The 22,868-nt window shown below is 56.0% G+C and carries 22 protein-coding genes; 9 read left to right on the forward strand and 13 right to left on the reverse strand.

The window, feature by feature from the left end; all coding sequences use genetic code 11:
- Positions 1–105: 105 nt before the first annotated feature.
- Positions 106–1,677 (reverse strand): TerC family protein, encoded by a 1,572-nt coding sequence (locus ACX3P5_RS10030; protein WP_233987977.1) that lies wholly within the window; start codon positions 1,675–1,677, stop codon positions 106–108.
- Between the two features lie 504 nt (positions 1,678–2,181).
- Between ACX3P5_RS10030 and manX the strand changes: the two genes are divergently transcribed.
- The 4 genes from manX to ACX3P5_RS10050 all read left to right on the forward strand — a co-directional run bounded on the left by manX (position 2,182) and on the right by ACX3P5_RS10050 (position 5,426).
- Positions 2,182–3,147: a PTS mannose transporter subunit IIAB gene (gene manX / locus ACX3P5_RS10035; RefSeq protein ID WP_233987976.1), complete on the forward strand. Its 966-nt coding sequence runs from the start codon at positions 2,182–2,184 to the stop codon at positions 3,145–3,147.
- Positions 3,148–3,213: 66 nt separating this feature from the next.
- Positions 3,214–4,014: a PTS mannose/fructose/sorbose transporter subunit IIC gene (locus ACX3P5_RS10040; RefSeq protein WP_031374634.1), complete on the forward strand. Its 801-nt coding sequence runs from the start codon at positions 3,214–3,216 to the stop codon at positions 4,012–4,014.
- A 15-nt stretch (positions 4,015–4,029) separates the two neighbouring features.
- A complete protein-coding gene (locus ACX3P5_RS10045; protein ID WP_031374635.1) occupies positions 4,030–4,875 on the forward strand; it encodes a PTS mannose transporter subunit IID in 846 nt (281 codons plus the stop codon).
- A 92-nt stretch (positions 4,876–4,967) separates the two neighbouring features.
- The gene (locus ACX3P5_RS10050) at positions 4,968–5,426 is read left to right on the forward strand and encodes a DUF986 family protein (RefSeq protein ID WP_458968643.1); all 459 of its coding nucleotides are present in this window, start codon (positions 4,968–4,970) and stop codon (positions 5,424–5,426) included.
- Here ACX3P5_RS10050 and rlmA read toward each other — a convergent pair.
- The 5 genes from rlmA to ACX3P5_RS10075 all read right to left on the reverse strand — a co-directional run bounded on the left by rlmA (position 5,423) and on the right by ACX3P5_RS10075 (position 8,558).
- On the reverse strand, positions 5,423–6,232 hold the full coding sequence (rlmA, locus tag ACX3P5_RS10055; RefSeq protein WP_336755347.1) for a 23S rRNA (guanine(745)-N(1))-methyltransferase: 810 nt from the start codon (positions 6,230–6,232) through the stop codon (positions 5,423–5,425). The two genes, ACX3P5_RS10050 and rlmA, sit on opposite strands and share 4 nt — an antisense overlap.
- 137 nt (positions 6,233–6,369) lie before the next feature.
- Positions 6,370–6,579, reverse strand: coding sequence for a transcription antiterminator/RNA stability regulator CspE (gene cspE, locus ACX3P5_RS10060; RefSeq protein ID WP_003852684.1), 210 nt, complete (start codon positions 6,577–6,579; stop codon positions 6,370–6,372).
- A gap of 81 nt (positions 6,580–6,660) precedes the next feature.
- A complete protein-coding gene (locus ACX3P5_RS10065) occupies positions 6,661–6,735 on the reverse strand; it encodes a DUF2627 domain-containing protein (protein WP_143811575.1) in 75 nt (24 codons plus the stop codon).
- A gap of 527 nt (positions 6,736–7,262) precedes the next feature.
- Positions 7,263–8,267 carry an MBL fold metallo-hydrolase gene (locus tag ACX3P5_RS10070; protein ID WP_233987973.1) on the reverse strand — a complete coding sequence of 335 codons (1,005 nt, stop codon included), beginning with the start codon at positions 8,265–8,267 and terminating at the stop codon, positions 7,263–7,265.
- Positions 8,268–8,285: 18 nt separating this feature from the next.
- Entirely contained in the window at positions 8,286–8,558 is a 273-nt protein-coding gene (locus ACX3P5_RS10075; RefSeq protein ID WP_233987972.1) for a YebO family protein, read from the reverse strand.
- Between the two features lie 212 nt (positions 8,559–8,770).
- Between ACX3P5_RS10075 and ACX3P5_RS10080 the strand changes: the two genes are divergently transcribed.
- Positions 8,771–9,007 carry a YobH family protein gene (locus tag ACX3P5_RS10080; protein WP_233987971.1) on the forward strand — a complete coding sequence of 79 codons (237 nt, stop codon included), beginning with the start codon at positions 8,771–8,773 and terminating at the stop codon, positions 9,005–9,007.
- Positions 9,008–9,041: 34 nt separating this feature from the next.
- Here ACX3P5_RS10080 and kdgR read toward each other — a convergent pair whose 3' ends face one another.
- On the reverse strand, positions 9,042–9,833 hold the full coding sequence (kdgR, locus tag ACX3P5_RS10085; RefSeq protein ID WP_233987970.1) for a DNA-binding transcriptional regulator KdgR: 792 nt from the start codon (positions 9,831–9,833) through the stop codon (positions 9,042–9,044).
- A 363-nt stretch (positions 9,834–10,196) separates the two neighbouring features.
- Between kdgR and ACX3P5_RS10090 the strand changes: the two genes are divergently transcribed.
- Positions 10,197–11,573: an MFS transporter gene (locus ACX3P5_RS10090; protein ID WP_458969177.1), complete on the forward strand. Its 1,377-nt coding sequence runs from the start codon at positions 10,197–10,199 to the stop codon at positions 11,571–11,573.
- A 43-nt stretch (positions 11,574–11,616) separates the two neighbouring features.
- Here the strand turns inward: ACX3P5_RS10090 and htpX are convergent, their stop codons facing one another.
- The 4 genes from htpX to ACX3P5_RS10110 form a co-directional block, all read right to left on the reverse strand.
- On the reverse strand, positions 11,617–12,498 hold the full coding sequence (htpX, locus tag ACX3P5_RS10095) for a protease HtpX (protein WP_233987968.1): 882 nt from the start codon (positions 12,496–12,498) through the stop codon (positions 11,617–11,619).
- A 244-nt stretch (positions 12,499–12,742) separates the two neighbouring features.
- On the reverse strand, positions 12,743–14,782 hold the full coding sequence (gene prc / locus ACX3P5_RS10100) for a carboxy terminal-processing peptidase (protein ID WP_293002763.1): 2,040 nt from the start codon (positions 14,780–14,782) through the stop codon (positions 12,743–12,745).
- 19 nt (positions 14,783–14,801) lie between these two features.
- On the reverse strand, positions 14,802–15,503 hold the full coding sequence (gene proQ / locus ACX3P5_RS10105) for an RNA chaperone ProQ (RefSeq protein ID WP_458968644.1): 702 nt from the start codon (positions 15,501–15,503) through the stop codon (positions 14,802–14,804).
- A gap of 96 nt (positions 15,504–15,599) precedes the next feature.
- Positions 15,600–16,100: a GAF domain-containing protein gene (locus ACX3P5_RS10110; RefSeq protein WP_233987966.1), complete on the reverse strand. Its 501-nt coding sequence runs from the start codon at positions 16,098–16,100 to the stop codon at positions 15,600–15,602.
- A 212-nt stretch (positions 16,101–16,312) separates the two neighbouring features.
- On the opposite strand from ACX3P5_RS10110, the gene yebS reads away from it, so the two are divergent.
- Genes yebS through rsmF form a run of 3 tightly spaced genes read left to right on the forward strand, consistent with a single transcriptional unit; the run spans position 16,313 to position 21,669 of the window.
- Complete coding sequence (gene yebS, locus ACX3P5_RS10115; RefSeq protein WP_458968645.1) at positions 16,313–17,557, forward strand: membrane integrity lipid transport subunit YebS; 1,245 nt, start codon at positions 16,313–16,315, stop codon at positions 17,555–17,557.
- Positions 17,526–20,159: a PqiB family protein gene (locus ACX3P5_RS10120; RefSeq protein WP_233987964.1), complete on the forward strand. Its 2,634-nt coding sequence runs from the start codon at positions 17,526–17,528 to the stop codon at positions 20,157–20,159. The genes yebS and ACX3P5_RS10120 overlap by 32 nt, the downstream gene beginning before the upstream one ends.
- A 43-nt stretch (positions 20,160–20,202) precedes the next feature.
- A complete protein-coding gene (rsmF, locus tag ACX3P5_RS10125) occupies positions 20,203–21,669 on the forward strand; it encodes a 16S rRNA (cytosine(1407)-C(5))-methyltransferase RsmF (RefSeq protein ID WP_458968646.1) in 1,467 nt (488 codons plus the stop codon).
- A gap of 1 nt (position 21,670) precedes the next feature.
- Here the strand turns inward: rsmF and ACX3P5_RS10130 are convergent, their stop codons facing one another.
- The gene (locus tag ACX3P5_RS10130; protein WP_458968647.1) at positions 21,671–22,318 is read right to left on the reverse strand and encodes a metallophosphoesterase; all 648 of its coding nucleotides are present in this window, start codon (positions 22,316–22,318) and stop codon (positions 21,671–21,673) included.
- A 236-nt stretch (positions 22,319–22,554) separates the two neighbouring features.
- Positions 22,555–22,770: a DUF1272 domain-containing protein gene (locus ACX3P5_RS10135; protein WP_233987961.1), complete on the reverse strand. Its 216-nt coding sequence runs from the start codon at positions 22,768–22,770 to the stop codon at positions 22,555–22,557.
- Positions 22,771–22,868 lie beyond the last annotated feature (98 nt).

The raw sequence follows: 22,868 nt of genomic DNA on the forward strand, positions 1-22,868 counted from the left end.
TAGATAAAATAAAAAAGCCGCTGCATCCCTGCAGCGGCTGACCAGATTGAAGCGAGCTGACGTTACCCTAACGGCGCTTGCGGTAATACCTCAGCGCCTGTCGCCTTAACGCTCTTCCTCTTCATCCAGCGGCTGATCTTTGGTGACCCGCACCAGATCGATACGGTAGTCGGTCGCTTCGATAATCCGGAAGTGCAGCGGCGTGATATCGATGACGTCGCCTGGCTGCGGTAACTGCCCTTTCTGAGCAATCAGCAGGCCCGCCAGCGAGGCGTGATCTTCATCCGGATCGACCAGTTCGTGGAAGTCGAGCAACTGTTGCAGCGAATGCAAATCGGTGCCGCCTTTGACTAACCAGCCGTCGCCATCGGCGATGATATCCGGCGTTTCATCCTCATCCGGAAATTCACCGGCAATCGCTTCCAGCACGTCCAGTGGCGTAATCAAGCCCTGCACCACGCCAAACTCGTTGGTCACAATCACAAAACTGCCTTTGGCCCGGCGCAGTACGCCCAGCAGGTTGATCGGGTCCAGCGTTTCCGGCACCACAATGGTCGGCGTATTGGCGGCAAAGGTCGCCACATCGACGCCGTGCTCCAGCGCCACCAGTAGCTCTTTGGCCCGCACCACACCTACAATTTCATCCAGCTCACCGCGACAGACCGGGAACAGGCTGTGCGGCGTATCCAGCAGCTGAATACGGATCTCATCCACCGGACGATTCGCATCCACCCAGGAGATCTCACCGCGCGGCGTCATGATGCTGCGAATCGAACGGGACGCCAGCGTCAGCACACCGTTAATCATATAGCGCTCTTCATCTTTAAACGCTTCCTGCGGCATCGCTTCGGTGAGCGCAGATTCATCGTTACTGCTGCTGCTCGCCGTCTGGGCACGATTGCGACCGCCCATCAGCCGCAGAATCGCCTCTGCGGTTCGTTCACGCATCGGCCGATGCGACTGATGGCGAATAAAGTTCCGGCGGGCAATCTGGTTAAACAGCTCAATCAGGATCGAGAAGCCAATCGCCGCATAGAGGTAACCTTTAGGAATATGGAAACCAAAGCCTTCTGCCACCAGTGACAGGCCAATCATCAGCAGGAAGCTCAGGCAGAGCACCACCACGGTCGGATGGGCATTCACAAAGTTGGTTAACGGCTTAGAAGCCAGCAGCATCACACCCATGGCGATCACCACGGCGGTCATCATCACCGGCAGATGGTTCACCATACCCACGGCGGTTATCACCGCATCCAGCGAGAACACCGCATCCAGCACCACAATCTGCGTCACCACGGCCCAGAAACTGGCATAACCCCGATTACCCGAACCGTCGAGCTGGCGGTTCTCCAGCCTTTCATGCAACTCCATCGTCGCCTTAAACAGCAGGAACAGACCACCCGCCAGCAGGATTAAATCCCGTCCGGCAAAGCTGAAATCGCCTACGCTGAATAGGGGCGTGGTGAGCGTCACCATCCAGGAGATCAGCGACAGCAGGCCCAGACGCATCACCAGCGCCAGCGACAGGCCGATCAGCCGTGCTTTATCACGCTGCTTCGGCGGCAGCTTATCCGCAAGGATGGCAATAAAGACCAGGTTATCGATACCCAGCACGATTTCCAGTACCACAAGCGTCAGCAAACCCGCCCAGATTGAGGGGTCGAATAGAAATTCCATTAATGACTCCCGAACGAGGAACAGTGTGAACCGATGCGTATCAGCGCGTTAAAGCGTGACAGAGGGACAATCGGAAAAGCGGTGAAAACGCCCGCAGGCGATAGATGACGCGCCGGAAGGCGCAAAGAACAGGTTAAGCGACGTCGGTGACGATCCATAAAGGTGGGCTGAGGCCCGTTACTCCTGAATAATAAACAGATCGTTAATGTATCAGGTCGCGCTATGGCGTCAAAAAATTTTCTTATTTTTACAATCTGCAGATCAAATGACGGAGCGCATTTAATTGCAGGTTCGGTTAATCAGGCTGCGAATAGCAGACAGCCATCACATAATTTATTTTTTCGATCACTAAAATAAATCGCGACTTTACGACCTTATCGCGGTTACCCGATGATTTTCCGGCACTATCCGGAACCCTCGGGATCAGAATTTTCACATAACCGAAGCGGTAACTCATACAGTTCATTGACTCAGATGAGCATCTCAAGCGAACGGAGGTAGCAAGTGACCATTGCGATTGTAATTGGTACACATGGCTGGGCAGCGGAACAACTGCTTAAAACGGCAGAAATGCTGTTAGGCGAGCAGGAAAATGTCGGATGGATCGACTTTGTGCCGGGCGAAAATGCAGAAACGCTGATTGAAAAGTATCAGGCGCGGCTGGCGGAGCTGGATACCGCGCAGGGCGTGCTGTTTTTAGTCGATACCTGGGGAGGCAGTCCCTTTAATGCGGCCAGCCGCATTGTGGTGGATAAGCCCGATTATGATGTGGTGGCCGGCGTTAATATCCCGATGCTGGTCGAAACCCTGATGGCGCGCGATGACAACCCCACTTTCGACGAACTGATTGCCGTGGCGGTTGAAACCGGCCGTGAAGGCGTGAAGGCGCTGAAAGCCAAAGAAGCGGCCCCTGCGCCGGCGGCAGCAAAACCGGCGGCAGCACCGGCACAGCCGGCCAAACCGATGGCACCGGGTGACCATATGAAAATCGGGCTGGCACGTATTGATGACCGCCTGATCCATGGTCAGGTGGCGACACGCTGGACCAAAGAGACCAACGTGCAGCGCATTATCGTGGTCAGCGATGAGGTGGCTAACGATCATGTGCGTAAAACGCTGCTGACGCAGGTTGCGCCGCCGGGCGTCACCGCACACGTCGTGGATGTCGATAAGATGGTGCGGGTGTGGAATAACCCGAAATATGGTCAGGATCGGGTAATGCTGCTGTTTACCAACCCTACCGATGTACTTCGGGTGGTGGAACAGGGTGTTGATATTAAAACCGTCAATATTGGCGGTATGGCATTCCGTCAGGGCAAAACCCAGGTGAACAATGCCGTCTCGGTTGATGAAAAGGACATTGCCGCGTTTCGTAAACTGAATGAGCGCAATATTGAACTGGAAGTCCGTAAAGTTTCCAGCGACCAGAAACTGAAAATGATGGATCTGATTGCGAAGGTTAATTCGTAACGCAGTGCCGTCTGCGCCTGCTTCGCCAGGCTCATTTTCGTTATCCTGCTGAGGACAAGAAGTATGATGGAAATAACCTCGCTACAAATCATTTTGATCTTTATTGTCGCCTGTATTGCCGGTATGGGCTCGATTCTGGATGAGTTCCAGTTTCACCGCCCACTGGTCGCCTGTACGCTGATTGGTGCCGTATTAGGAGATATGAAAACCGGGATTATCATCGGCGGTACGCTGGAGATGATTGCACTGGGCTGGATGAACATCGGTGCCGCTGTTGCGCCGGATGCCGCACTCGCCTCCATCATCTCGACCATTCTGGTTATCGCTGGCGGTCAAAGCGTCGGTGCCGGTATTGCACTGGCGATCCCGCTGGCGGCGGCCGGACAGGTGCTGACGATTATCGTACGTACCATTACCGTGGCGTTCCAGCACGCTGCTGATAAGGCGGCCGAGAAAGGGAATCTCACCGCTATCTCCTGGATCCATGTCTCTGCCCTGCTGCTGCAGGCGATGCGTATCGCGATTCCGGCACTGATTGTGGCGATTTCTGTCGGAACCAGCGCGGTTCACGCCTTACTCAGTTCGATTCCTGACGTTGTCACCAATGGCCTGAACATCGCCGGCGGGATGATCGTGGTGGTTGGTTACGCGATGGTCATCAATATGATGCGCGCAGGCTACCTGATGCCGTTCTTCTATCTGGGCTTCGTGACCGCGGCCTTCACCAACTTTAACCTGGTCGCGCTTGGCGTTATCGGTGTGGTGATGGCGGTGCTCTACATCCAGCTCAGCCCGAAATACAACCGGGTCGCTGGCGCGCCTGCAGGCCCAGCCAGTGCTAACGATCTCGATAACGAACTCGATTAAGGAACAGGTGAGAACATGGTTGATATTACCAAAGTCGAAAAGAAACTCACGCCGGGTGACGTCCGTGCTGTCTTTATGCGCTCTAACCTGTTTCAGGGATCGTGGAATTTTGAACGTATGCAGGCGCTGGGCTTCTGCTTCTCGATGGTGCCGGTGATCCGCCGTCTCTATCCGGAAAACAATGACGAACGCAAACAGGCGATCAAGCGTCACCTCGAATTTTTTAACACGCACCCTTACGTGGCGGCCCCGGTGCTGGGCGTGACCATGGCGATGGAAGAGCAGCGTGCCAATGGCGCCGCGATTGATGATGGTGCCATTAACGGTATCAAAGTGGGTCTGATGGGGCCGCTGGCCGGGGTCGGCGATCCGATCTTCTGGGGAACGGTACGTCCGGTGTTTGCAGCGCTGGGCGCAGGCATTGCGATGAGCGGCAGCCTGCTCGGCCCGCTGCTGTTCTTTGTGCTGTTTAACCTGGCGCGCCTGCTGACCCGCTATTACGGCGTGGCCTATGGTTATCGCAAAGGGATCGATATCGTCAGCGATATGGGCGGCGGTTTCCTGCAAAAACTGACGGAGGGCGCCTCGATACTGGGCCTGTTTGTCATGGGCGCGCTGGTGAACAAGTGGACGCACGTCAACATTCCACTGGTCGTCTCGCGCATTACCGACTCAACCGGCAAAACCACTGTCACCACGGTGCAGTCGATTCTCGATCAGTTGATGCCGGGCGTGGTGCCGCTGCTGCTGACCTTCGCCTGTATGTGGCTGTTACGCCGTAAGGTCAATGCGCTGTGGATTATCGTCGGCTTCTTCGCCATCGGTATCTTCGGTTACTGGATCGGACTGCTCGGCCTGTAATGCCAGCCGGTCGGGAGCCCAGGCTCCCGACTTTTTTGAGCGTGGTGAGCTGAGCCCTGACGGGCTGATCTCACCCTGTTTGAGGAGGTTCCATGTCATTGACCGACATGTTGATTGCAGGCTGTATTGCCGCCCTGCTGCTGTTTGCGATTTACGATGAGGTGATTCTGCCGCGTCGTCGCGGGCCAACCCGCTTACGGGTGGCGCTGCAGCGGCGACACAAAATCGACAGTCTGATCTTCATTGGTCTGCTGCTGATTCTGCTGTGGAATAACGTCAGCCATCACGGCCCGCAGCTCACCACGTCTTTACTGATGGTGCTGAGCTTTCTGGCGTTCTGGCTGTTCTGGTTACGCCGGCCAAAACTGCTGATGAAAAACGGCGGCTTGTTTTATGCCGGCGTCTGGATCGATTACCGGCGGATTGAGGGGATGAATCTTTCTGAAGATGGCATTCTGGTGATCCAGCTCGAACAGCGTCGGCTGCTGGTGGCGGTGCAGCAACTTGACGATCTGGAGCGCATCTATAACACCCTGGTGGAGGCGCGTTAGTCGCGCTGCCACAGCGTCAGGGTGAAATCGGCGTCACAGTTGAACTGGTCGCTCTGCTGCAACGTTTGCCAGACCTCATCACGCGCTCGCCAGGCGAAAGGCGTCATCTGCAACAGCGTGGTGGCCGCCGCGCCGGTCAGCGCCATCGGATAACGCAGCGAATGCTGCGCCAGCAGGTGAAAATCGGGATAGGTTTTTTGTTCCGCCGCATGCAACTGCACCTCGCGATAGATCAGGGCCTTAAACTGCTGCAGATGGTGCGGGCCGGGAGTAACGGTAAGCACGATGCCGCCGGGCTTCAGCACCCGCGCCAGCTCCGCTTCATTACAGGGTGCGTAAATCCGCACTATCGCATCCAGCGACTGGCTGGCAAAGGGTAAGCGCTGGCTGGAGGCCACGCAGAACAGCACCTCAGCGTAGCGCTTTGCCGCCAGCCGGATCGCCATTCTGGCAACGTCCAGCCCGTAAACCTGACCCGTCTCGCTGTTGGCTGCCGCCAGCGCCGCGGTGTAATAACCTTCGCCACAGCCAATATCAAGAATCTGGCTGCCCGGCTGGGAGAGCGTCGGGGCCAGCAGGCTGACCACCTGGTCGCGCAGCGGCTGATAATAGCCCGCCTCCAGAAATTCACGCCGTGCCTGCATCATTTCCGCGCTGTCACCCGGCTCACGCGAACGTTTATGCTGAACGGGCAGCAAATTGACGTAGCCCTCTTTCGCCTGGTCAAACTGATGACGGTTTTCACAGCGCCAGCTGCGCTCAGTCAGGATAAGAGGGGAATGGCAAAGGGGGCAGATCAACGACATGAGGCACTCCGGCAGCAGATAACGCGCCGCAGTGTACCCTTTACGTTTGCGCATCGGAAGCATAAAGAAAGCCCCGGCGAATTCGCCAGGGCTTTAAGATTCCGTGTCGAGGTGCAGTGCACCGAGTCGGAGTCGAATCAGATAGCAGTAACGTTTACTGCTGCCGGGCCTTTCTGGCCGTCCTGAATTTCGAACTCAACGCTTTGGCCTTCGGCCAGGGTTTTGAAACCATTGCCCTGGATAGCGGAGAAGTGTACGAACACATCTTTGCTACCGTCAGCAGGCGTAATGAAACCAAAACCTTTAGACTCGTTGAACCACTTAACCTGACCTTTAATCTTTGCCATTTTGCAAATTCCTTTGAATGTTTATTTAGCCCGAAGGCTGACCTACAGAGAAACCAGAGACGTTACTGAATGAGGCACTAATTAAGGTTCGGCAAGGAAGCGGTATTCAACGTCAACGTCTTTACTCGTAACTTCTTTACTGAAGATGCCATGCATAAACAGAACTGTACCTCGTTTAACCCACGAATTGTTATCACATATCCTTAAAATAATGGCAAGCCATTTTTAAACGAGGTGAGAAGCTTTGTCCACAATTGCCAGAGTGCTCACAATGAATGTTCCGTCTGGTACAGAAGACGCGCTTTTCGGCCCGATGAAATAAAGGCTTCCGCTATTCCGCCAAATGCCTTTGCAGTCGCAGTAGCCTACGCTTCTGCGCCCGGCTTCGGCTAAAATGATGGATACCATAAGAAATTATTATTTCACAAATATGGCAAACGCTAAAAGAATAAGCGAAGCGGTAGACCACAAAAGTGATTAACGCAGCGCCAATCCTGTACAGCGCACTTTATTTAGTACAAATATAAAAAGCACGTTGCACCAAAAACAGGATTCATCATTTTGTGCTGCGCCAAATAAAAGCATCAGTTCAGATTTTACTTATTAGAAATTTTGCTTTTGAAGTGAAAAATTGATGTCAGATAAAACAGAGGCTGATTAAAATCATTTCCTCTGCTTTAGGATTATTCCTGGTCGGTATTATCCAGTGCCCGGCTTTCCCCTATTCGCCAGGCAGAAAAACAGGTCTCCTTCTCCCCTGCCCGCTGCAGCGCACGGTTCAGTTCGGCCGGTGGGGCATCTAAAGATTCATCAGCCAGTTCAAACACGCCCCAGTGGATCGGAACCGTTAACGGCCTGCCTGCCGCCTGCCAAAGCGCAACAGCCTGATCCGGGTCCATATGCTGGCTCGCCATGAACCATTTTGGTGCCCAGGCTCCGATGGGTAAAGCCGCAAGGTTGAAGGGTCCGAGACGGGTCGCAATCTCCAGCAAATTGTCACTGTAGCCGCTATCGCCCGAAAACCAGAAACGCAGCCCTGCCGAACGAATGACCCAGCCGCACCAGAGTGAACGATTGCGATCGCGCGGCGTTCGCATACTCCAGTGGCGCGCCGGTACCGCATCAATGCAGAGATCGTCAATCTGCAGCGACTGCCACCAGTCCAGCTGCTCCACCTTTCTGGCACCCTGACGGCTGAACCAGCCAGCCAGGCCGAGCGGCACCACAAATCTGACCTGCGGAAACCGCCGGATAATCTGTTTAATCGTCGGGGTGTCGAGATGATCGTAATGATTATGTGAGACCAGCACCAGATCGAGCTGCGGTAAATCGCGGATGTGCAACGGTGCAGGCGTCCGGCGCGGCGGCCCGGCAAAACGCAGCGGTGAAGCCCGCGGCGATAACGCGGGATCGATCAGGATATAGCGCTGGTTAATCCGAAGTAACAACGCAGCATGTCCCAGCCACCAGATGCGGTCATCGCTGCCGCTCAGATCGGCCGGTTGCCACCACCGCGCGCTAAAGCCGGCATAGCCCTGCTGCGGCGGCAGTGGCAATCCCTGCGCTTTACGCTCACGACGCCAGCGTTGCAGATCGCCGGGCTGACGCGCATCGGGTTCCGGATTGCGAAAGCCCTCAGGCGTGTGATGCGCTTTACTGCTGTCATACCACGGATTTTTCCAGGCCATCCAGCCTCCCTGCGGGAATTAACGTTCCGGGATCAGACGGATGAAATCGCGTTTATCCTGATCTTCCTCAGTTTTTTTGCTCTCTGAACCCGGCTGCGCCTCAACCAGACGGCGTAACAGCAGGTTCTGCTTCTTCTGCTCTTCCAGCAGCAATTCGAGTAAATGAATCTGCTCACCGGCGCGCACGCTGGCCCGGTTGACAAAGAACCAGACGATAAAGGCCACAATCAAAATTATCACCAGCAGACCATAACTGACCAGTGGTCCCGAATTTGCGGCTAACTCATTCATAACTGCCTCATACACCTTAGTGGAAAGTCTGAAAACACGACAACCGCCCATTCTACCCTCAGGCCTGGTAAAAGATAATGGCTTTGCGCGAATACAGAATTTACCGTTTCAGTTATCTCTGATCGATCCGGCCAGAAAAGCGAGGCATGCTGGTACAATCACGACCAGCAGCAATATGTGGATCGCTGCGTTATCTGTCACAAGGAGACAAAATGAAACTGTTGATTCGGACAATAGGTTTACTGGCGGTCATCTGGCTGGCGATGCTTTTTACCGGTTACGGCGTATTGACCGGCAGCACCAAAAACGCAGCGGGTCTGGGATTGCAGTGCAGTTATCTTACCGCTCGTGGCCTTATCAGCGCGCAATATCTGCACACTGACAGTGGCGTAATCGGCGTTACCGATTGTCCGTTACTGAAGAAGAGCGGAGAAGTGATTGATAACTGATTTTTGAAACGGCGGGCGCAGTGGCCCGCTGTTGTCAGAAGTCGTAGTGATGAAACCCCATTTCTGCTGACAGGGTGCGTGCTGCGCGGTGCAGCATGGCCACATAGTCCTGTCTGGCGTCTTCTGAAAAACGGATGGTCGGGAAGGAAATACTCAGTCCGGCGATCACCACGCCAAAGCGATCAAACACCGGTACCGCGATGCAGCGTAATCCCTCTTCCTGCTCTTCATTATCTTCGCCGTAACCCTGGATTTTAACCTGATCCAGCGTCTCAAGCAGCGCCTCTGCGCTTAACAGCGTATTGGCGGTGCTGCGTTTGAACTCAACGTCGCGCAGGATCTCTCTCACTTCCTGACGATCGCGCCAGGCGAGCAGCACTTTACCAATGGCGGTGGTATGCAGCGGATTACGTCGGCCGATGCGTGAATACATGCGCAGGTTGTAGAGTGAATCAATTTTGTGGATGTAGACAATGCTGTCCTCTTCCAGCGCCCCGAGGTGAATCGTCTCTTTGGTCAGGCGCGACAGCTCCCGCATCTGCACGTCGGCGCTGCGGATCAGATCGACGTTCTGCAACGCTTTTGCGCCCAGCTCAAACAGCTTCAGGGTCAGCGAATATTTTTCACTCTCCCCTTCCTGAGTAACGTAACCCAGCGACTTCATGGTTTGCAGAAAACGGTAAACGGTACTTTTCGACATCATCACGCGCTGCGCGAGTTCCGTAATACCGTGATCGCGCTCTTCACCCAGTGCCTGCAAAATACCGAACACTTTAAGTACCGAGGAGACTGAATCGGGCTGTTTGTCATTTTCAGCAGAGGACATCGCGCACCTTGTTAAACCTGTTTCAAAAAAAATGGAACGGACTGTCAGTATAGAGCGAGGCTGGCGACGGCGGAAATGATTTCGCGCCTCAGGCCGCCTTTATCCATCAGAATCGTGACCGGTAAGACGCCAGCAACACCGCGTCGTGCGGTGCGTTTCCGGCACTGGCCCAGCCGCGGAAAACCAGGCATTCCGCCGGTCTGGGTGAGTGGCAGCCGGGATCGGCGGATGAAGCATGAGCGCCGCAGAGGCCGATGCCGGCGCTAAGACATATTTTAAGACAACTTTTTGTCACGTTGCGCGCTGCTTTTTCATGGCAATTTCATTAGCATGGTGATATTCACCCTCTTTAGTAACTACTTTATGCCGACCTCTACTCCGCAAGACGGACTCCCTGTTGCCCAGCGCTACTGGGCGATTCTGACCATCGCGCTGGGCATCACCATGGCCGTGCTGGATGGTGCGATTGCCAACGTGGCGTTACCGACCATTTCCCGTGAACTGAATGCCAGTCCGGCGGAATCGGTATGGATCGTCAATGCCTACCAGATTGCGATTATCGTTTCGCTGCTGTCGCTGTCGTTTCTGGGCGATATGCTGGGCTATCGCCGTGTTTATCAGGCCGGGCTGGCGCTGTTTATTGCAACCTCGCTGTTCTGCGCCCTCTCTACCTCGCTGAATATGCTGACCTTTGCCCGTGTGCTGCAGGGCTTTGGCGGCGCGGCCCTGATGAGCGTGAATACTGCGCTGATCCGCATTATTTATCCGCAGCGCTACCTTGGCCGCGGAATGGCAATCAACTCGCTGATTGTGGCGGTATCGACCGCAGCCGGCCCGACGGTGGCCGCGGCGATTCTCTCCGTTGCCAGCTGGAAATGGCTGTTTCTGATTAACGTGCCGCTGGGCATAATTGCGCTATGGCTGGCGCTGCGTACCTTGCCGGATAACCCGCAGAAAGCGACCTCGCAGAAGTTTGATATTCCCAGCGCGATTATGAATGCGCTGTTTTTCGGCCTGCTGATATCCGCTTTAAGCGGCTTTGCTCAGGGTCAGAATGGCTGGCTGGTGCTGGCGGAATTGGTGGCGTTGCTGCTGGTGGGGCTGTTCTTTATTCGACGTCAGCTGAACATGGCGGTCCCGCTGCTGCCGGTGGATCTGCTGCGTATCCCGATTTTCAGCCTGTCGATGGGCACCTCGGTCTGTTCATTCTGCGCGCAGATGCTGGCCATGGTGTCATTGCCGTTCTTCCTGCAGAACGTGCTGGGCCGCGATGAGGTGACAACCGGTTTGCTGCTGACGCCCTGGCCGCTGGCGACCATGGTGTTTGCCCCGATAGCCGGACGACTGATTGAGCGCGTCCATGCCGGCCTGCTTGGCGGTATCGGTCTGGCGATGTTTGCGGCCGGACTGTTTCTGCTGGCGATGCTGCCGGTCCAGCCTACCGATGCGGATATTATCTGGCGGATGATGCTATGCGGCGCAGGTTTTGGCCTGTTTCAGTCCCCCAATAATCACACCATTATCACCTCTGCACCGCGTCACCGCAGCGGTGGTGCCAGCGGAATGCTCGGCACCGCCCGCCTGCTGGGTCAGAGCATCGGTGCGGCACTGGTGGCGCTGATGTTTAACCTGTTTGACCAGAGCGGCACCCATGCTTCACTGCTGCTGGCCGGTGGTTTTTCAACCGTGGCGGCGGTGGTCAGCCTGTCACGCATGACCCAGACCCGCGCCGCGGCATAAAAAAAGGCGACCCGAGAGGGTCGCCTTCATACTGTCATCACGCTTACTTCAGATACTGACCGCTGCGCAGGGCTTCAATACGCTTATCTAACGGCGGATGCGACATAAACAGCTCGCTGAACGATTTGCCTTTACCGTTAATACAGAACGCCATCATGCTGCTGGGTTCCTGCGGTTCATAGCTGGTTTTCAGGCGCTGCAACGCTGCAATCATCTTCTCACGACCCACCAGCTTCGCAGAACCGGCGTCGGCATGAAATTCACGGTGACGTGAGAACCACATGGTGATGATGCTGGCAAGAATACCAAACACCAGTTCCAGCACCATCGATACCGCAAAATAGACCAGCGGATTACCGTTGCTGCTCTCTTCACCATCACGGTTACCGGACATAAAGCCCGCCGCGATCTGCGCCAGAATACGTGAAACAAAGATCACAAAGGTGTTCACGATACCCTGAATCAGCGTCATGGTGATCATGTCGCCGTTGGCGATGTGGGAGATTTCGTGTGCCAGCACCGCTTCCGCTTCGTCACGGCTCATGTTTTGCAGTAAGCCAGTGGAAACGGCCACCAGCGAGGCGTCACGCCGTGCACCGGTTGCAAAAGCGTTGATGTCCGGCGCGTGGTAGATCGCAACCTGCGGCATCGCAATACCGGCCTGCTGCGCCTGGCGTCCAATGGTCGTCATCAGCCAGCGCTCCGTTTCGTTACGCGGCTGTTCAATTACTTCACCGCCAACCGAACGCAGTGCCATCCACTTCGACATCAGCAGTGAAACAAACGCACCGCCAAAGCCAAACAGACCCGCCATGATCATCAGGCCCTGAACACTGCTTGACTGGATCCCTGTCAGGCTGAGAATCAGCCCGAAAACCAACATCACAGCCAGGTTGGTCATCAGGAAAAGAGCAATACGCATCATATTTGTTAATCTTCCTCAGTGGTTCACGCGCATGTGCGCGGATACATATCCTATGTCCATTGTGCCGCTTTTCAAGCGACCTTAACGTTTAAGTGTCTAAAAAGACATAACTTTACACTTTGTCATCTTCGCCGCTCTGCATCGCTGCTGCATCGGTTTACTGACGCTTATCAAAGATGACCGGCACGCCATTTTTCCAAAAAAAAAGCACCGCTGAACGGTGCTTTTTCATCGCGACGGCGGCTTATTTAGCCGCAGGCGCGTCGGGCTGAGATTTATCGAGCTGCGCCAGGTCGTTGGCAATCTTCACCGTCTCATCAAGATACGGGTCCGGCTCTTTATAATCCTTCGGCAGTTCATCGAGGTTTTTCAGCGGTTTTTTGCCTTCGGCCTGATAACGGGCATTGATCCGCTCCAGTCGCGACGCATCATCTTCGTGATTCTCTTTCTCACGCTGGGCGAGATTGAGCGACACGATGTTGCGTTTATCTTTCAGGGCATTGTAACGGGCAATGTCCTTCATGATGTACTGGAACTCACGATCCTGAGCGATGCGATCGGCATGCTGACGGGTCAGCTGCGGTACCAGCGGTTTCACATCGCCGGTTTTGACGTAGGTCGCCGCATTGATGCTGTCCCACGGCAGCGCATTGTCCTCGAACTTCTCACCGGTTTCAGCCGCTTCTACGCCGGTTGGCATCAGCAGATCGGGCGTAACGCCTTTACGCTGCGTACTGCCGCCGTTGATGCGATAGAACTTCTGAATGGTATAAGAGACCGAGCCCAGCGCTGGCCATTCCGGGCGCAGCATCTGATCGTAGATGCGGTTCAGCGAGCGATACTGCTGAACGGTGCCTTTACCAAAGGTCGGCTCACCGACAATCACCGCGCGGCCATAATCCTGCATTGCCGCCGCGAAAATCTCTGAGGCTGAGGCACTGAAGCGATCGACCAGCACCACCAGCGGGCCTTTATAGTAGACCACGCCATCGTTGTCGCTGTCTTCGCGCACCCGACCGTTGTTATCACGCACCTGCACCACCGGGCCACTCGGAATAAACAGGCCGGAGAGTGAGACGGCTTCGGTCAGCGCGCCACCACCGTTGGTACGCAGATCGATCACCACGCTATCCACGTTCTGCTTTTGCAGTTTCTGCAGCTGCACTTTAACGTCATCAGTCAGGCCGACATAGAAGCCGGGAATATCGAGTACGCCGACTTTCTGCTTACCAACATTCCGCACGCTCATTTTCACCGCCCGATCTTCAAGACGGATCTTCTCACGCGTCAGCGTGACGGTGCGGGTTTTGGTGCCTTTACCGGCAGGCAGCACTTCCAGACGGACTTTGCTGCCTTTCGGGCCTTTAATTTTTGCTACTACGTCATCCAGACGCCAGCCAATCACATCTTCGATAGGCTTGCCAGGCTGACCCACACCAACGATGCGGTCACCCACGGTAATGGCTTTACTTTTCGCAGCCGGACCGCCCGCCACCATGGAATTGATCACGGTGTAGTCGTCATCCATCTGCAGCACCGCGCCGATCCCTTCCAGCGACAGGCTCATTTCGGTATTGAACTGTTCGGTGTTGCGCGGTGAGAGGTAGCTGGTGTGAGGATCGATTTCGTGGGCGAAGGCGTTCATCGCCAGCTGGAACACATCTTCACTGTTGCTCTGCGCCAGACGACGGATCGCGAAGTTATAGCGCTTGGTCAGCACATCGCGAATCTCTTTCTCGTCTTTACCGGCCAGCTTCAGGCTCAGCTGGTCATATTTAACCTTGGCATCCCACAGCGCGTTCAGCTCAGACTGATCTTTCGGCCAGGGTGCTTTGGCGCGGTCAATGTCGATGGTGTCGTTGCCGCTAAAATTCATCGGGCGAGCCAGCACCGTCAGCGCATACTGATAGCGCTCAAAGCGGCGTTTCTGGGCCAGATTGTAGAGATCGTAAAACAGGTCCAGCTTACCGCTGCGCAGCTCATCGCCGACGGTGGTTTTTCTGCTGGCAAACTGGGCCACATCCGAGGCCAGCAGCACGTTATGGCTGTAATCGAGCATGTTCAGGTAGCGATCAAAAATTTTCGCTGAAAAGTCCTGATTCAGATCGAACTGGCGGTAGTGGGAACGGGTAAAGCGTGACGTGACGCGCTCACTGACCGTCGGGTCCTGCGCATCCTCATGTAACTGGGGGATCTGGTCGGCGCGGGTAATATTCTCCGCGCCAAAGGAAGGGCCTGACAACAGCAGGCCCGCAATAAGTCCAATTTTAAAAAGGGTGTTCATGCCGGGGTCAGCCTCCGTTTCAGAACTGCAAGTGTTCTGCGCGCACAATCATTGCCATGCCGGAAGCGAGCTGGACCCGAACGCCGTCTTTCGATACTTCAAGAACGGTCGCGTCCATCGCACTTTTGCCTGCTTTAACTTTAATACTCTGGCCGGGCTGCAAAGTTGAGGTATCAGTGATGGGTCGGGCTTGCTGCTCCGGGCGTGGGGCCGGTTTGCGGTGCTGTGAGACGGTCGGGCGTTCTGCTGCGGTCTGCGGACGCGGTTTACGCGCGGCGTCGCCTTCGGCAGGTTTACGCGCAGCCGGCTTGCGTGGACGACGCGGTGCGGCGCCCTCTTCGCTTTCGCCTGCTTCACGACGTGCGGCACGCTGCTGATCACGCTGCGCCTGAACACGCGCTTTGGCGTCTTCCAGTTGCTTACGTGCATGCTCTACGTGTTGCTCATCCAGCACGCCACAGGCGTTACCGTCAAGATCGACACGGGTCGCACCGGCTTTGATGCCGTACAGATAGCGCCAGCTGGAGGTATAAAGGCGTAAGGCAGAACGCAACTGCGTTTTGCTCAGATTCATTTCGCCCTGAACACGCTCGACCAGATCCTGAAAGATACCGATCTTGAGCGGACGCGCTTCACCTTCAGCGCTAAAGCAGTGCGGAAAGCGCTCCGCCAGAAAGCTGATGACTTCTTTACTGCTATTCAACTTAGGTTGATTTTCCATGAAATTTCCTGATTACAACGGGTTTGCCGACCAGCGCAGGCATGAACAGGCGACATTATAATGACAACATCGCTAAATGCCATGTGATCCAGTCGATTAGCTGCGCGTCAGCTGCAGATATTTTTCTAAGTCGCTGTTCGCAAGCACTTCACAAAGCCCATCAGTAAGTGTGACCAGCCCCGATTCGTCGTCGCTGTCAAAGCGATTGTATTCCACACTGTCGATGTCCAGCACCCCAACCACAGTGCCATTCACTTTCAGAGGAATCACAATCTCAGCATTACTGGCTGCGTCGCAGGCGATGTGTCCCGGAAAAGCATGCACATCATCTACGCGTTGCACTTTCTCTTCGGCCAGCGCGGTACCGCATACGCCTTTACCGACCGGAATACGCACACAGGCAATTTTGCCCTGGAACGGCCCCAGCACCAGCGTATCCGCTTCCGTCAGCAGGTAGAAACCTGCCCAGTTCACGCCTTCGAGACGTTCATACAACAGCGCGCTAAAGTTACCCATTGCGGCGAGGAACGCCGTTTCTCCCGCCAGCAAGGCGCGCATATCGCGATTCAAATCGGCGTAAAAGGCAGTTTTGTTCATTATTTGACCGTTACCAATGACATCTGAGCAGGGTTATTTCCCGCTCGTTAAAAATAAGCACTAAATATCCAGAGCCACAAGGTGAATCATAGCGTTAGTTACTATACCCTTAGCATTCTGTGGATCGAAGCGTGATGCCCGAGACAGGCACACAGGCGCTGTCTTAACGACCGATATGTGTTACTTACGATGAGCGAAGATTGCATCACCCTATGAAAATTCACGCTATCAGCCAGACATTGCCTCACGCACGTTATCAGCGTTGTCCGCAATGCGATACCCTTTTTTCCTTACCGGATGTGAAATCGCATCAGTCGGCCCATTGCCCGCGCTGCAATGCAGAAATTCTCAGCGGCCGCGACTGGTCAATGACCCGATTAATGGCGATGGCCGCCACGATGATGGTATTGATGCCATTCGCTTTTTCTCTGCCACTGGTGGATATCCGGCTGCTTGGCATGCGGATTAACGCCAGCGTGCTGGAAGGCGTGATCCAGATGACCCAGCAGGGTGATGTGCTGACCGCCTCAATGGTGGCGTTTTGCACCATCGGCGCACCGGTCACGCTGGTGGCGGGCATCTGTTACCTCGGTATCGGTCATCGGCTGGGAATGAACTTACGTCCGGTGCTGTTGATGCTGGAGAAGCTCAAAGAGTGGGTGATGCTGGATATCTACCTGATCGGTATCGCCGTTGCTTCGATCAAAGTGCAGGATTACGCTTCGCTGGAGCTCGGCTACGGCCTCGCCGCCTATATTGCCCTGACGGTGCTGAGTGTGCTGACGCTGATCCATCTCAACATTGAGCAGCTGTGGGATCATTTCTATCCGCAAAGCCCCGGCAATGTTGCACGCGCTGACCTACAGGTCTGCCTCAACTGCCACCACACCGGCGTGCCGGATGCGCGGGGTCGCTGTCCGCGCTGCCACACGCCGCTCGACTTCCGCCGCCGTCACAGCCTGCAAAAATCCTGGGCGGCGCTGATTGCCTCTATCGTGCTGCTGATCCCTGCCAACCTGATGCCGATTTCAGTGGTTTACCTCAATGGTTCACGGCGCGAAGACACCATTTTCTCCGGTATCGTTTCGCTGGGCTCCGGCAATATTCCCATCGCGGCGATCGTATTTATCGCCAGTATTCTGGTGCCGTTCACCAAAGTGCTGGTGATGCTGACGCTGCTGCTAAGCATCCACTTCCGCTGCGAACAGGGGCTGAAAACCCGAATCCGGTTACTGCGATTTGTCAACTGGGTTGGCCGCTGGTCAATGCTCGATCTGTTCGTGATTTCGTTAACCATGTCGCTGGTCAACCGTGACCAGCTGCTGGCTTTTACCATGGGACCGGCAGCGCTGTTTTTTGGTGCCGCCGTGATCCTGACCATTATGTCTGTTGAGTGGCTGGACAGCCGCCTGCTCTGGGATGCACATGCAACAGGAAACGCCGACTACACCGACTAACGCCACGCTGCGCAACAAGCGTAAAATTTCGCCCTTCTGGCTGCTGCCGATCATTGCGATGCTGATCGCCTGCTGGCTGCTGTGGACCAATTATCAGGAGCGCGGCACCACCATCACCATCAATTTCCAGACGGCGGATGGTATCGTGCCGGGCCGCACACCGATTCGCTATCAGGGTGTGGAAGTGGGTACCGTGCAGGGCATTAATCTGAGCGATGACTATCGCAGCATTCAGATCAAAGCCAGCATCAAGAGCGACATGCGTGATGCGCTGCGTGAAGATACCCAGTTCTGGCTGGTCACGCCGAAGGCATCTCTGGCGGGCGTATCGGGGCTGGATGCGCTGGTCGGCGGTAACTATATCGGCATGATGCCGGGCAAAGGCAAGCCGAGCGAAGCCTTTACCGCCCTGGATACCCAACCCAAATATCGGGTGAATACCGGCGAACTGCTGATCCACCTGCATGCCCCCGATTTAGGATCGCTGAGCACCGGCTCGCTGGTCTATTACCGGAAAATTCCGGTGGGTCGGGTCTATGACTACAGCATCAACAACAAAACCGATGGCGTGGCGATTGATGTGTTAATCGATCGTCGCTTTACCAATCTGGTGAAAACAACCAGTCGCTTCTGGAACGTGTCGGGCGTCAATGCTGATGTCAGCCTGAGCGGCGCCAAAGTGCAGCTGGAGAGTCTGGCGGCGCTGGTTAACGGTGCGGTGGCCTTTGACTCACCTGACGATGCGCAACCGGCTAAAGCGGATCAGAATTACCAGCTCTATCCCGATCTGGCCCACAGCCAGCGCGGGGTGCTGATCACCCTCGACCTGCCTGACGGAAAAAATCTCAAAGCGGGCAGTACGCCGCTGATGTATCAGGGCCTGGAAGTCGGCACCCTGACCAAACTCAATTTGCAGGACGGCGGTAAAGTCACTGGCGAGCTGACCATCGATCCTTCCGTGGTGGGCCTGATGCGCAGCGGCACCCGCATTGAGATGCGTAGCCCGAAAATCAGCCTGACTGATACCAGCCTCAGCGCGCTGCTGACCGGTAACACCTTTGAACTGGTGCCGGGCGAAGGCCCGCCGCAGCAGCACTATACCGTGCTGGCGTCGAATGAGTCGCTGCTGCAGAGGCCCGACGTGCTGACGGTAAAACTCAGCGCGCCGGAAAGTTACGGCATCGATCAGGGCCAGCCGCTGATGCTGCACGGGATGCAGATTGGCCAGGTGATGTCGCGCTCGCTGGATGAAAATGGCGTCAACTTCGTAGTGGCGGTCAATCCGGAAAACCGCGAACTGGTGCATGGCGACAGCAAATTTATCGTTAACAGCCGGCTGGATGTGAAATTCGGACTGGATGGGATGCAGGTGCTGGGAGCCAGCGCCCGTGAGTGGGTTGATGGCGGTATTCGCCTTGAGCCCGGTCAGAAAGGCCAGCCGAAAACCCGCTATCCGCTGTTTGCCGATGCGGAAAAAGCCAAAGAAGGGATTATTGGTGACGCACCGTCAACCACCCTTACGCTGACCGCCACCAGCCTGCCCGACGTGCAGGCCGGTTCCATCGTGCTCTACCGCAAGTATCAGGTCGGTGAGATTGTGAAGGTGACGCCACGCGCCGATGCGTTTGATATTGCGGTGCATATTCAGCCGGAGTACCGCAAGCTGCTGACCAGCGAAAGCGTCTTCTGGGCGGAAGGCGGCGCGCGGGTACAGCTGAACGGCAGCGGCCTGACGGTACAGGCTTCGCCGCTTAACCGCGCGCTGAAAGGCGCGATCAGCTTCGATAATATGAGCGGTGCGCTGTCAGCCAAAGGCGACAAACGCATCCTCTATCCGTCGGAAACTGCGGCGCGCGCAGTGGGTAGCCAGATCACGCTGCATACCTTCGATGCCAGCAAGCTGTCGGCCGGTATGCCGATTCGCTATCTCGGCATTAATGTCGGCCAGGTGGAGTCGCTGTCGCTGAGCAGCGATAAAAATCAGGTGGTGGCGAAAGCGGTGCTCTATCCGGAATATGTGGATGATTTCGCCCGCCTCGGCAGCCGTTTCTCGGTGGTATCACCGGAGATCTCCGCGACCGGCGTGAATCATCTGGAAACGCTGCTGCAGCCTTACGTCAACGTCGATCCCGGCAAAGGACGCGCGGCGCGCACTTTTGAACTGCAGGAGAGCACCATTACCGATTCGCGCTATCTGAACGGTCTGAACATTTACGTCGATGCTACCGAAGCCGGATCGCTGTCGCTGGGAACGCCGGTGCTGTTCCGTGGGGTGGAAGTGGGTACCGTGACCGGCACCTCGCTGGGTAACATGGCTGACCGGGTGCAGATTGCGCTGCGTATCAGTAAGAAATATCAGCATCTGGTGCGTAACAACTCGGTCTTCTGGCTGGCGTCAGGCTATAACCTCGACTTTGGTCTGATTGGCGGCGTGGTGAAAACCGGCACCTTCCAGCAGTTTATTCAGGGCGGCATCCAGTTTGCCACACCGCCAACCGTGCCGCTGGCACCACAGGCGAATCCGGATAAACATTTCCTGCTGCAGGATGAAGCGCCGAAAGAGTGGCGGAACTGGGGAACGGCGATCCCCTCTCCACGCTAAGCTAGCCTGAAACGGGCAGCCTGGCTGCCCGTTTCCATTCTCCATGCTACACTGCCGCCTTTGCCTTAACTGGAATGTGCCCGTGTCAGACTCCTCTTCGCTTTTCCCCGCTGATTTTCTCGCGTTAATGCGTCAGAACCTGCCTGATGATGCCAGCTTCGAACAATTTATCGCCATCAGCCAGCAACCGCTGCGCCGCAGCCTGCGCGTCAATACCCTGAAAATCAGCGTGGCCGACTTCCTTACTCAGACCGCGCCCTATGGCTGGCAACTGACGCCGGTGCCGTGGTGCAGCGAAGGATTCTGGATCAGCCGTGAAGATGAGAGCCTGCCGCTCGGCAGCGTAGCTGAACACCTCAGCGGCCTGTTCTATATTCAGGAAGCCAGTTCGATGCTGCCGGTTACCGCGCTGTTTGATGCACAGCCTGAGGTCACGGCAGTGATGGACATGGCCGCCGCGCCCGGATCGAAAACCACCCAGATTGCCGCGCGGATGAATAACCAGGGCGTCATTCTGGCGAATGAGTTTTCCGCCAGCCGGGTTAAAGTGCTGCACGCCAATATCAGCCGTTGCGGCGTCAGCAACAGCGCCCTGACCCACTTTGATGCCCGGGTTTTCGGCCCGGCGCTGCCGGAACAGTTTGACGCGATACTGCTCGACGCGCCCTGCTCTGGCGAAGGCGTGGTGCGAAAGGATGCTGATGCGCTGAAAAACTGGACGCTGGAGAGTACCGCACAGCTAGCCGCGACCCAGCGCGACCTGATCGACAGCGCCTTTCATGCGCTGAAGCCCGGCGGGACGCTGGTCTATTCGACCTGTACGCTCAATCAGATCGAGAATCAGCAGGTCATCGCCTGGCTGCTACAGCGCTATCCTGACGCCGTCGAGGTGATGCCGCTCGATCAGCTGTTTGAGGGTGCCGCGCAGGCTGCAACGCCTGAGGGCTATCTGCACGTCTTTCCGCAACTGTTCGACAGCGAGGGCTTTTTCGTGGCGCGGTTGCGCAAAACCGCCCCGGTTGAGCCGCTGCCTGCGCCGACTTACAAAGTCGGTAAGCTGCCGTTCTCCCACCTCAGCCGCAAGCTGGAAAGCGAAATCCGGCAGGCCGCTGCCGCTGTCTCGATCAAATGGGATGACTCACTGGAACTGTGGCAACGCGATAAAGAGATCTGGCTGTTCCCCGCCGCCGTGACACCGCTGCTGGGTAGAGTGCGCTTCTCGCGGATTGGCCTGAAACTGGCCGAAACCTTTGCTAAAGGCTATCGCTGGCAACATGAAGCGGTGATCGCGTTGGCCCAACCCGCACCGGAACAAACGTTTGAACTCAGCGCCGCAGAAGCTGAAGAGTGGTATCGCGGCCGCGATATCTATCCGGAAACGGCGGTAACGCGTGATGAGATGATTGTCACCTGGCAGCGGCAACCGCTGGGGCTGGCGAAAAAAGTCGGGAGCCGGATTAAAAACAGTTATCCGCGCGAGCTGGTGCGTGACGGGCGTCTGTTCCGCTAGGTCACTGTAGCTGAATCAGCGTCAGGTGATTGCCAAACACCGCGCCGGTATCGATGTAATGCAGATTATCCACCTCCAGCGGCTGCTGGAGGGGCGTGTGTCCGAAGTAAAAAGCGTCGGCGCCTTCAATCGCGCCCCGCTGACCCGATTCTATCGCCTGCAGCCGGCGGCGACTCCACACCACATCCTGCCAGTTAAGCGGTTTTTCCCAGCCGTAGCGGGCTGAAGGATAATCGGCATGGGCCACCACGATAATACGCTGCTCAAGCTGCAGATGCAGAATCAGCGGCAGTTCACGACAGCGCAGCAGAGCGTGACGCGCACTGATCAGTGCCGCACCGCGCAGTTGCCAGAACCAGTCACCGCCGTTCATCTGCCAGAGCGCCACGTCGTGACCCTGTAACGCCGACAGCGCCATCTCCTCATGGTTACCGCGCACACAGCGAAACCAGGGTTCGTCAAGCAGTGCCAGACAACCCGCGCTCTCTTCACCCCGATCGATTAAGTCACCGGTACACAGCAGTAAATCCTGTTGCGGATTGAACTGATGACGCAATAACAGCGCATCAAGTTCGCGACGACAGCCGTGCAGATCGCCGACAATCCAGATCCTGTCCCAGTTTTCACCGTTGAGATAGTGATAGTGCATAGTGTGACCTTCAGCGGAGGATTAAGGACGATAGCTGAAGTATAGATCGGGGCGATGGGCTGCGCGGCAACAGAGAGCCAGTCAGGCGCCAGAAAAGGATTGTCCCTTCCGGCGCTTATCTCCGGCACTCAGTAAAGGTGGTAGCTCTGTCAGGGACGACCTGCATCATAGCGATATCGCCGCCTTAAGACTATTCTGTACAGAAAATAACCCGTGTCATTTGGGCCAGAAACGGCTCAGGCGCGGGTTTTAGCCGGAAATTTTACCAGCTTTTCTGCCGGACGAATCGGCCGCCGCACCAGTTCACCGCCACAGTTGGGGCAGAGATGGTTCAGTGACTGTTCGGCGCACGCCGCGCAGAAGGTGCATTCAAACGAGCAGATGCGCGCCTCGGTCGAGGCTGGCGGCAAATCGGTGTCACAGCGTTCACAGTTGGGGCGAAGTTCCAGCATGGTGTTTATCCAGACGAAGACGAGTTCACCAGCTTCGCCTGGCGAGGCGCGATTGTCGAGCCTCTCATCTGAGCAATCACTGGAACTTACCGGGAGCG

This window comes from Pantoea sp. S-LA4 (genome assembly GCF_054482835.1).

What these genes read in the sequence shown, in the direction of transcription:
- ACX3P5_RS10040 (WP_031374634.1), top strand. Translation starts at nt 3,214, where the DNA reads ATGGAAATAACCTCGCTACAAATCATTTTGATCTTTATTGTCGCCTGT.
- ACX3P5_RS10090 (WP_458969177.1), top strand. Translation starts at nt 10,197, where the DNA reads ATGCCGACCTCTACTCCGCAAGACGGACTCCCTGTTGCCCAGCGCTAC.
- ACX3P5_RS10070 (WP_233987973.1), bottom strand. Translation starts at nt 8,267, where the DNA reads ATGGCCTGGAAAAATCCGTGGTATGACAGCAGTAAAGCGCATCACACG.
- proQ (WP_458968644.1), bottom strand. Translation starts at nt 15,503, where the DNA reads ATGGAAAATCAACCTAAGTTGAATAGCAGTAAAGAAGTCATCAGCTTT.
- ACX3P5_RS10080 (WP_233987971.1), top strand. Translation starts at nt 8,771, where the DNA reads ATGAAACTGTTGATTCGGACAATAGGTTTACTGGCGGTCATCTGGCTG.
- ACX3P5_RS10050 (WP_458968643.1), top strand. Translation starts at nt 4,968, where the DNA reads ATGTCATTGACCGACATGTTGATTGCAGGCTGTATTGCCGCCCTGCTG.
- ACX3P5_RS10045 (WP_031374635.1), top strand. Translation starts at nt 4,030, where the DNA reads ATGGTTGATATTACCAAAGTCGAAAAGAAACTCACGCCGGGTGACGTC.
- rlmA (WP_336755347.1), bottom strand. Translation starts at nt 6,232, where the DNA reads ATGTCGTTGATCTGCCCCCTTTGCCATTCCCCTCTTATCCTGACTGAG.
- ACX3P5_RS10030 (WP_233987977.1), bottom strand. Translation starts at nt 1,677, where the DNA reads ATGGAATTTCTATTCGACCCCTCAATCTGGGCGGGTTTGCTGACGCTT.
- prc (WP_293002763.1), bottom strand. Translation starts at nt 14,782, where the DNA reads ATGAACACCCTTTTTAAAATTGGACTTATTGCGGGCCTGCTGTTGTCA.
- cspE (WP_003852684.1), bottom strand. Translation starts at nt 6,579, where the DNA reads ATGGCAAAGATTAAAGGTCAGGTTAAGTGGTTCAACGAGTCTAAAGGT.
- ACX3P5_RS10130 (WP_458968647.1), bottom strand. Translation starts at nt 22,318, where the DNA reads ATGCACTATCACTATCTCAACGGTGAAAACTGGGACAGGATCTGGATT.
- ACX3P5_RS10110 (WP_233987966.1), bottom strand. Translation starts at nt 16,100, where the DNA reads ATGAACAAAACTGCCTTTTACGCCGATTTGAATCGCGATATGCGCGCC.
- htpX (WP_233987968.1), bottom strand. Translation starts at nt 12,498, where the DNA reads ATGATGCGTATTGCTCTTTTCCTGATGACCAACCTGGCTGTGATGTTG.
- yebS (WP_458968645.1), top strand. Translation starts at nt 16,313, where the DNA reads ATGAAAATTCACGCTATCAGCCAGACATTGCCTCACGCACGTTATCAG.
- ACX3P5_RS10075 (WP_233987972.1), bottom strand. Translation starts at nt 8,558, where the DNA reads ATGAATGAGTTAGCCGCAAATTCGGGACCACTGGTCAGTTATGGTCTG.
- ACX3P5_RS10135 (WP_233987961.1), bottom strand. Translation starts at nt 22,770, where the DNA reads ATGCTGGAACTTCGCCCCAACTGTGAACGCTGTGACACCGATTTGCCG.
- ACX3P5_RS10120 (WP_233987964.1), top strand. Translation starts at nt 17,526, where the DNA reads ATGCAACAGGAAACGCCGACTACACCGACTAACGCCACGCTGCGCAAC.
- rsmF (WP_458968646.1), top strand. Translation starts at nt 20,203, where the DNA reads ATGCTACACTGCCGCCTTTGCCTTAACTGGAATGTGCCCGTGTCAGAC.
- kdgR (WP_233987970.1), bottom strand. Translation starts at nt 9,833, where the DNA reads ATGTCCTCTGCTGAAAATGACAAACAGCCCGATTCAGTCTCCTCGGTA.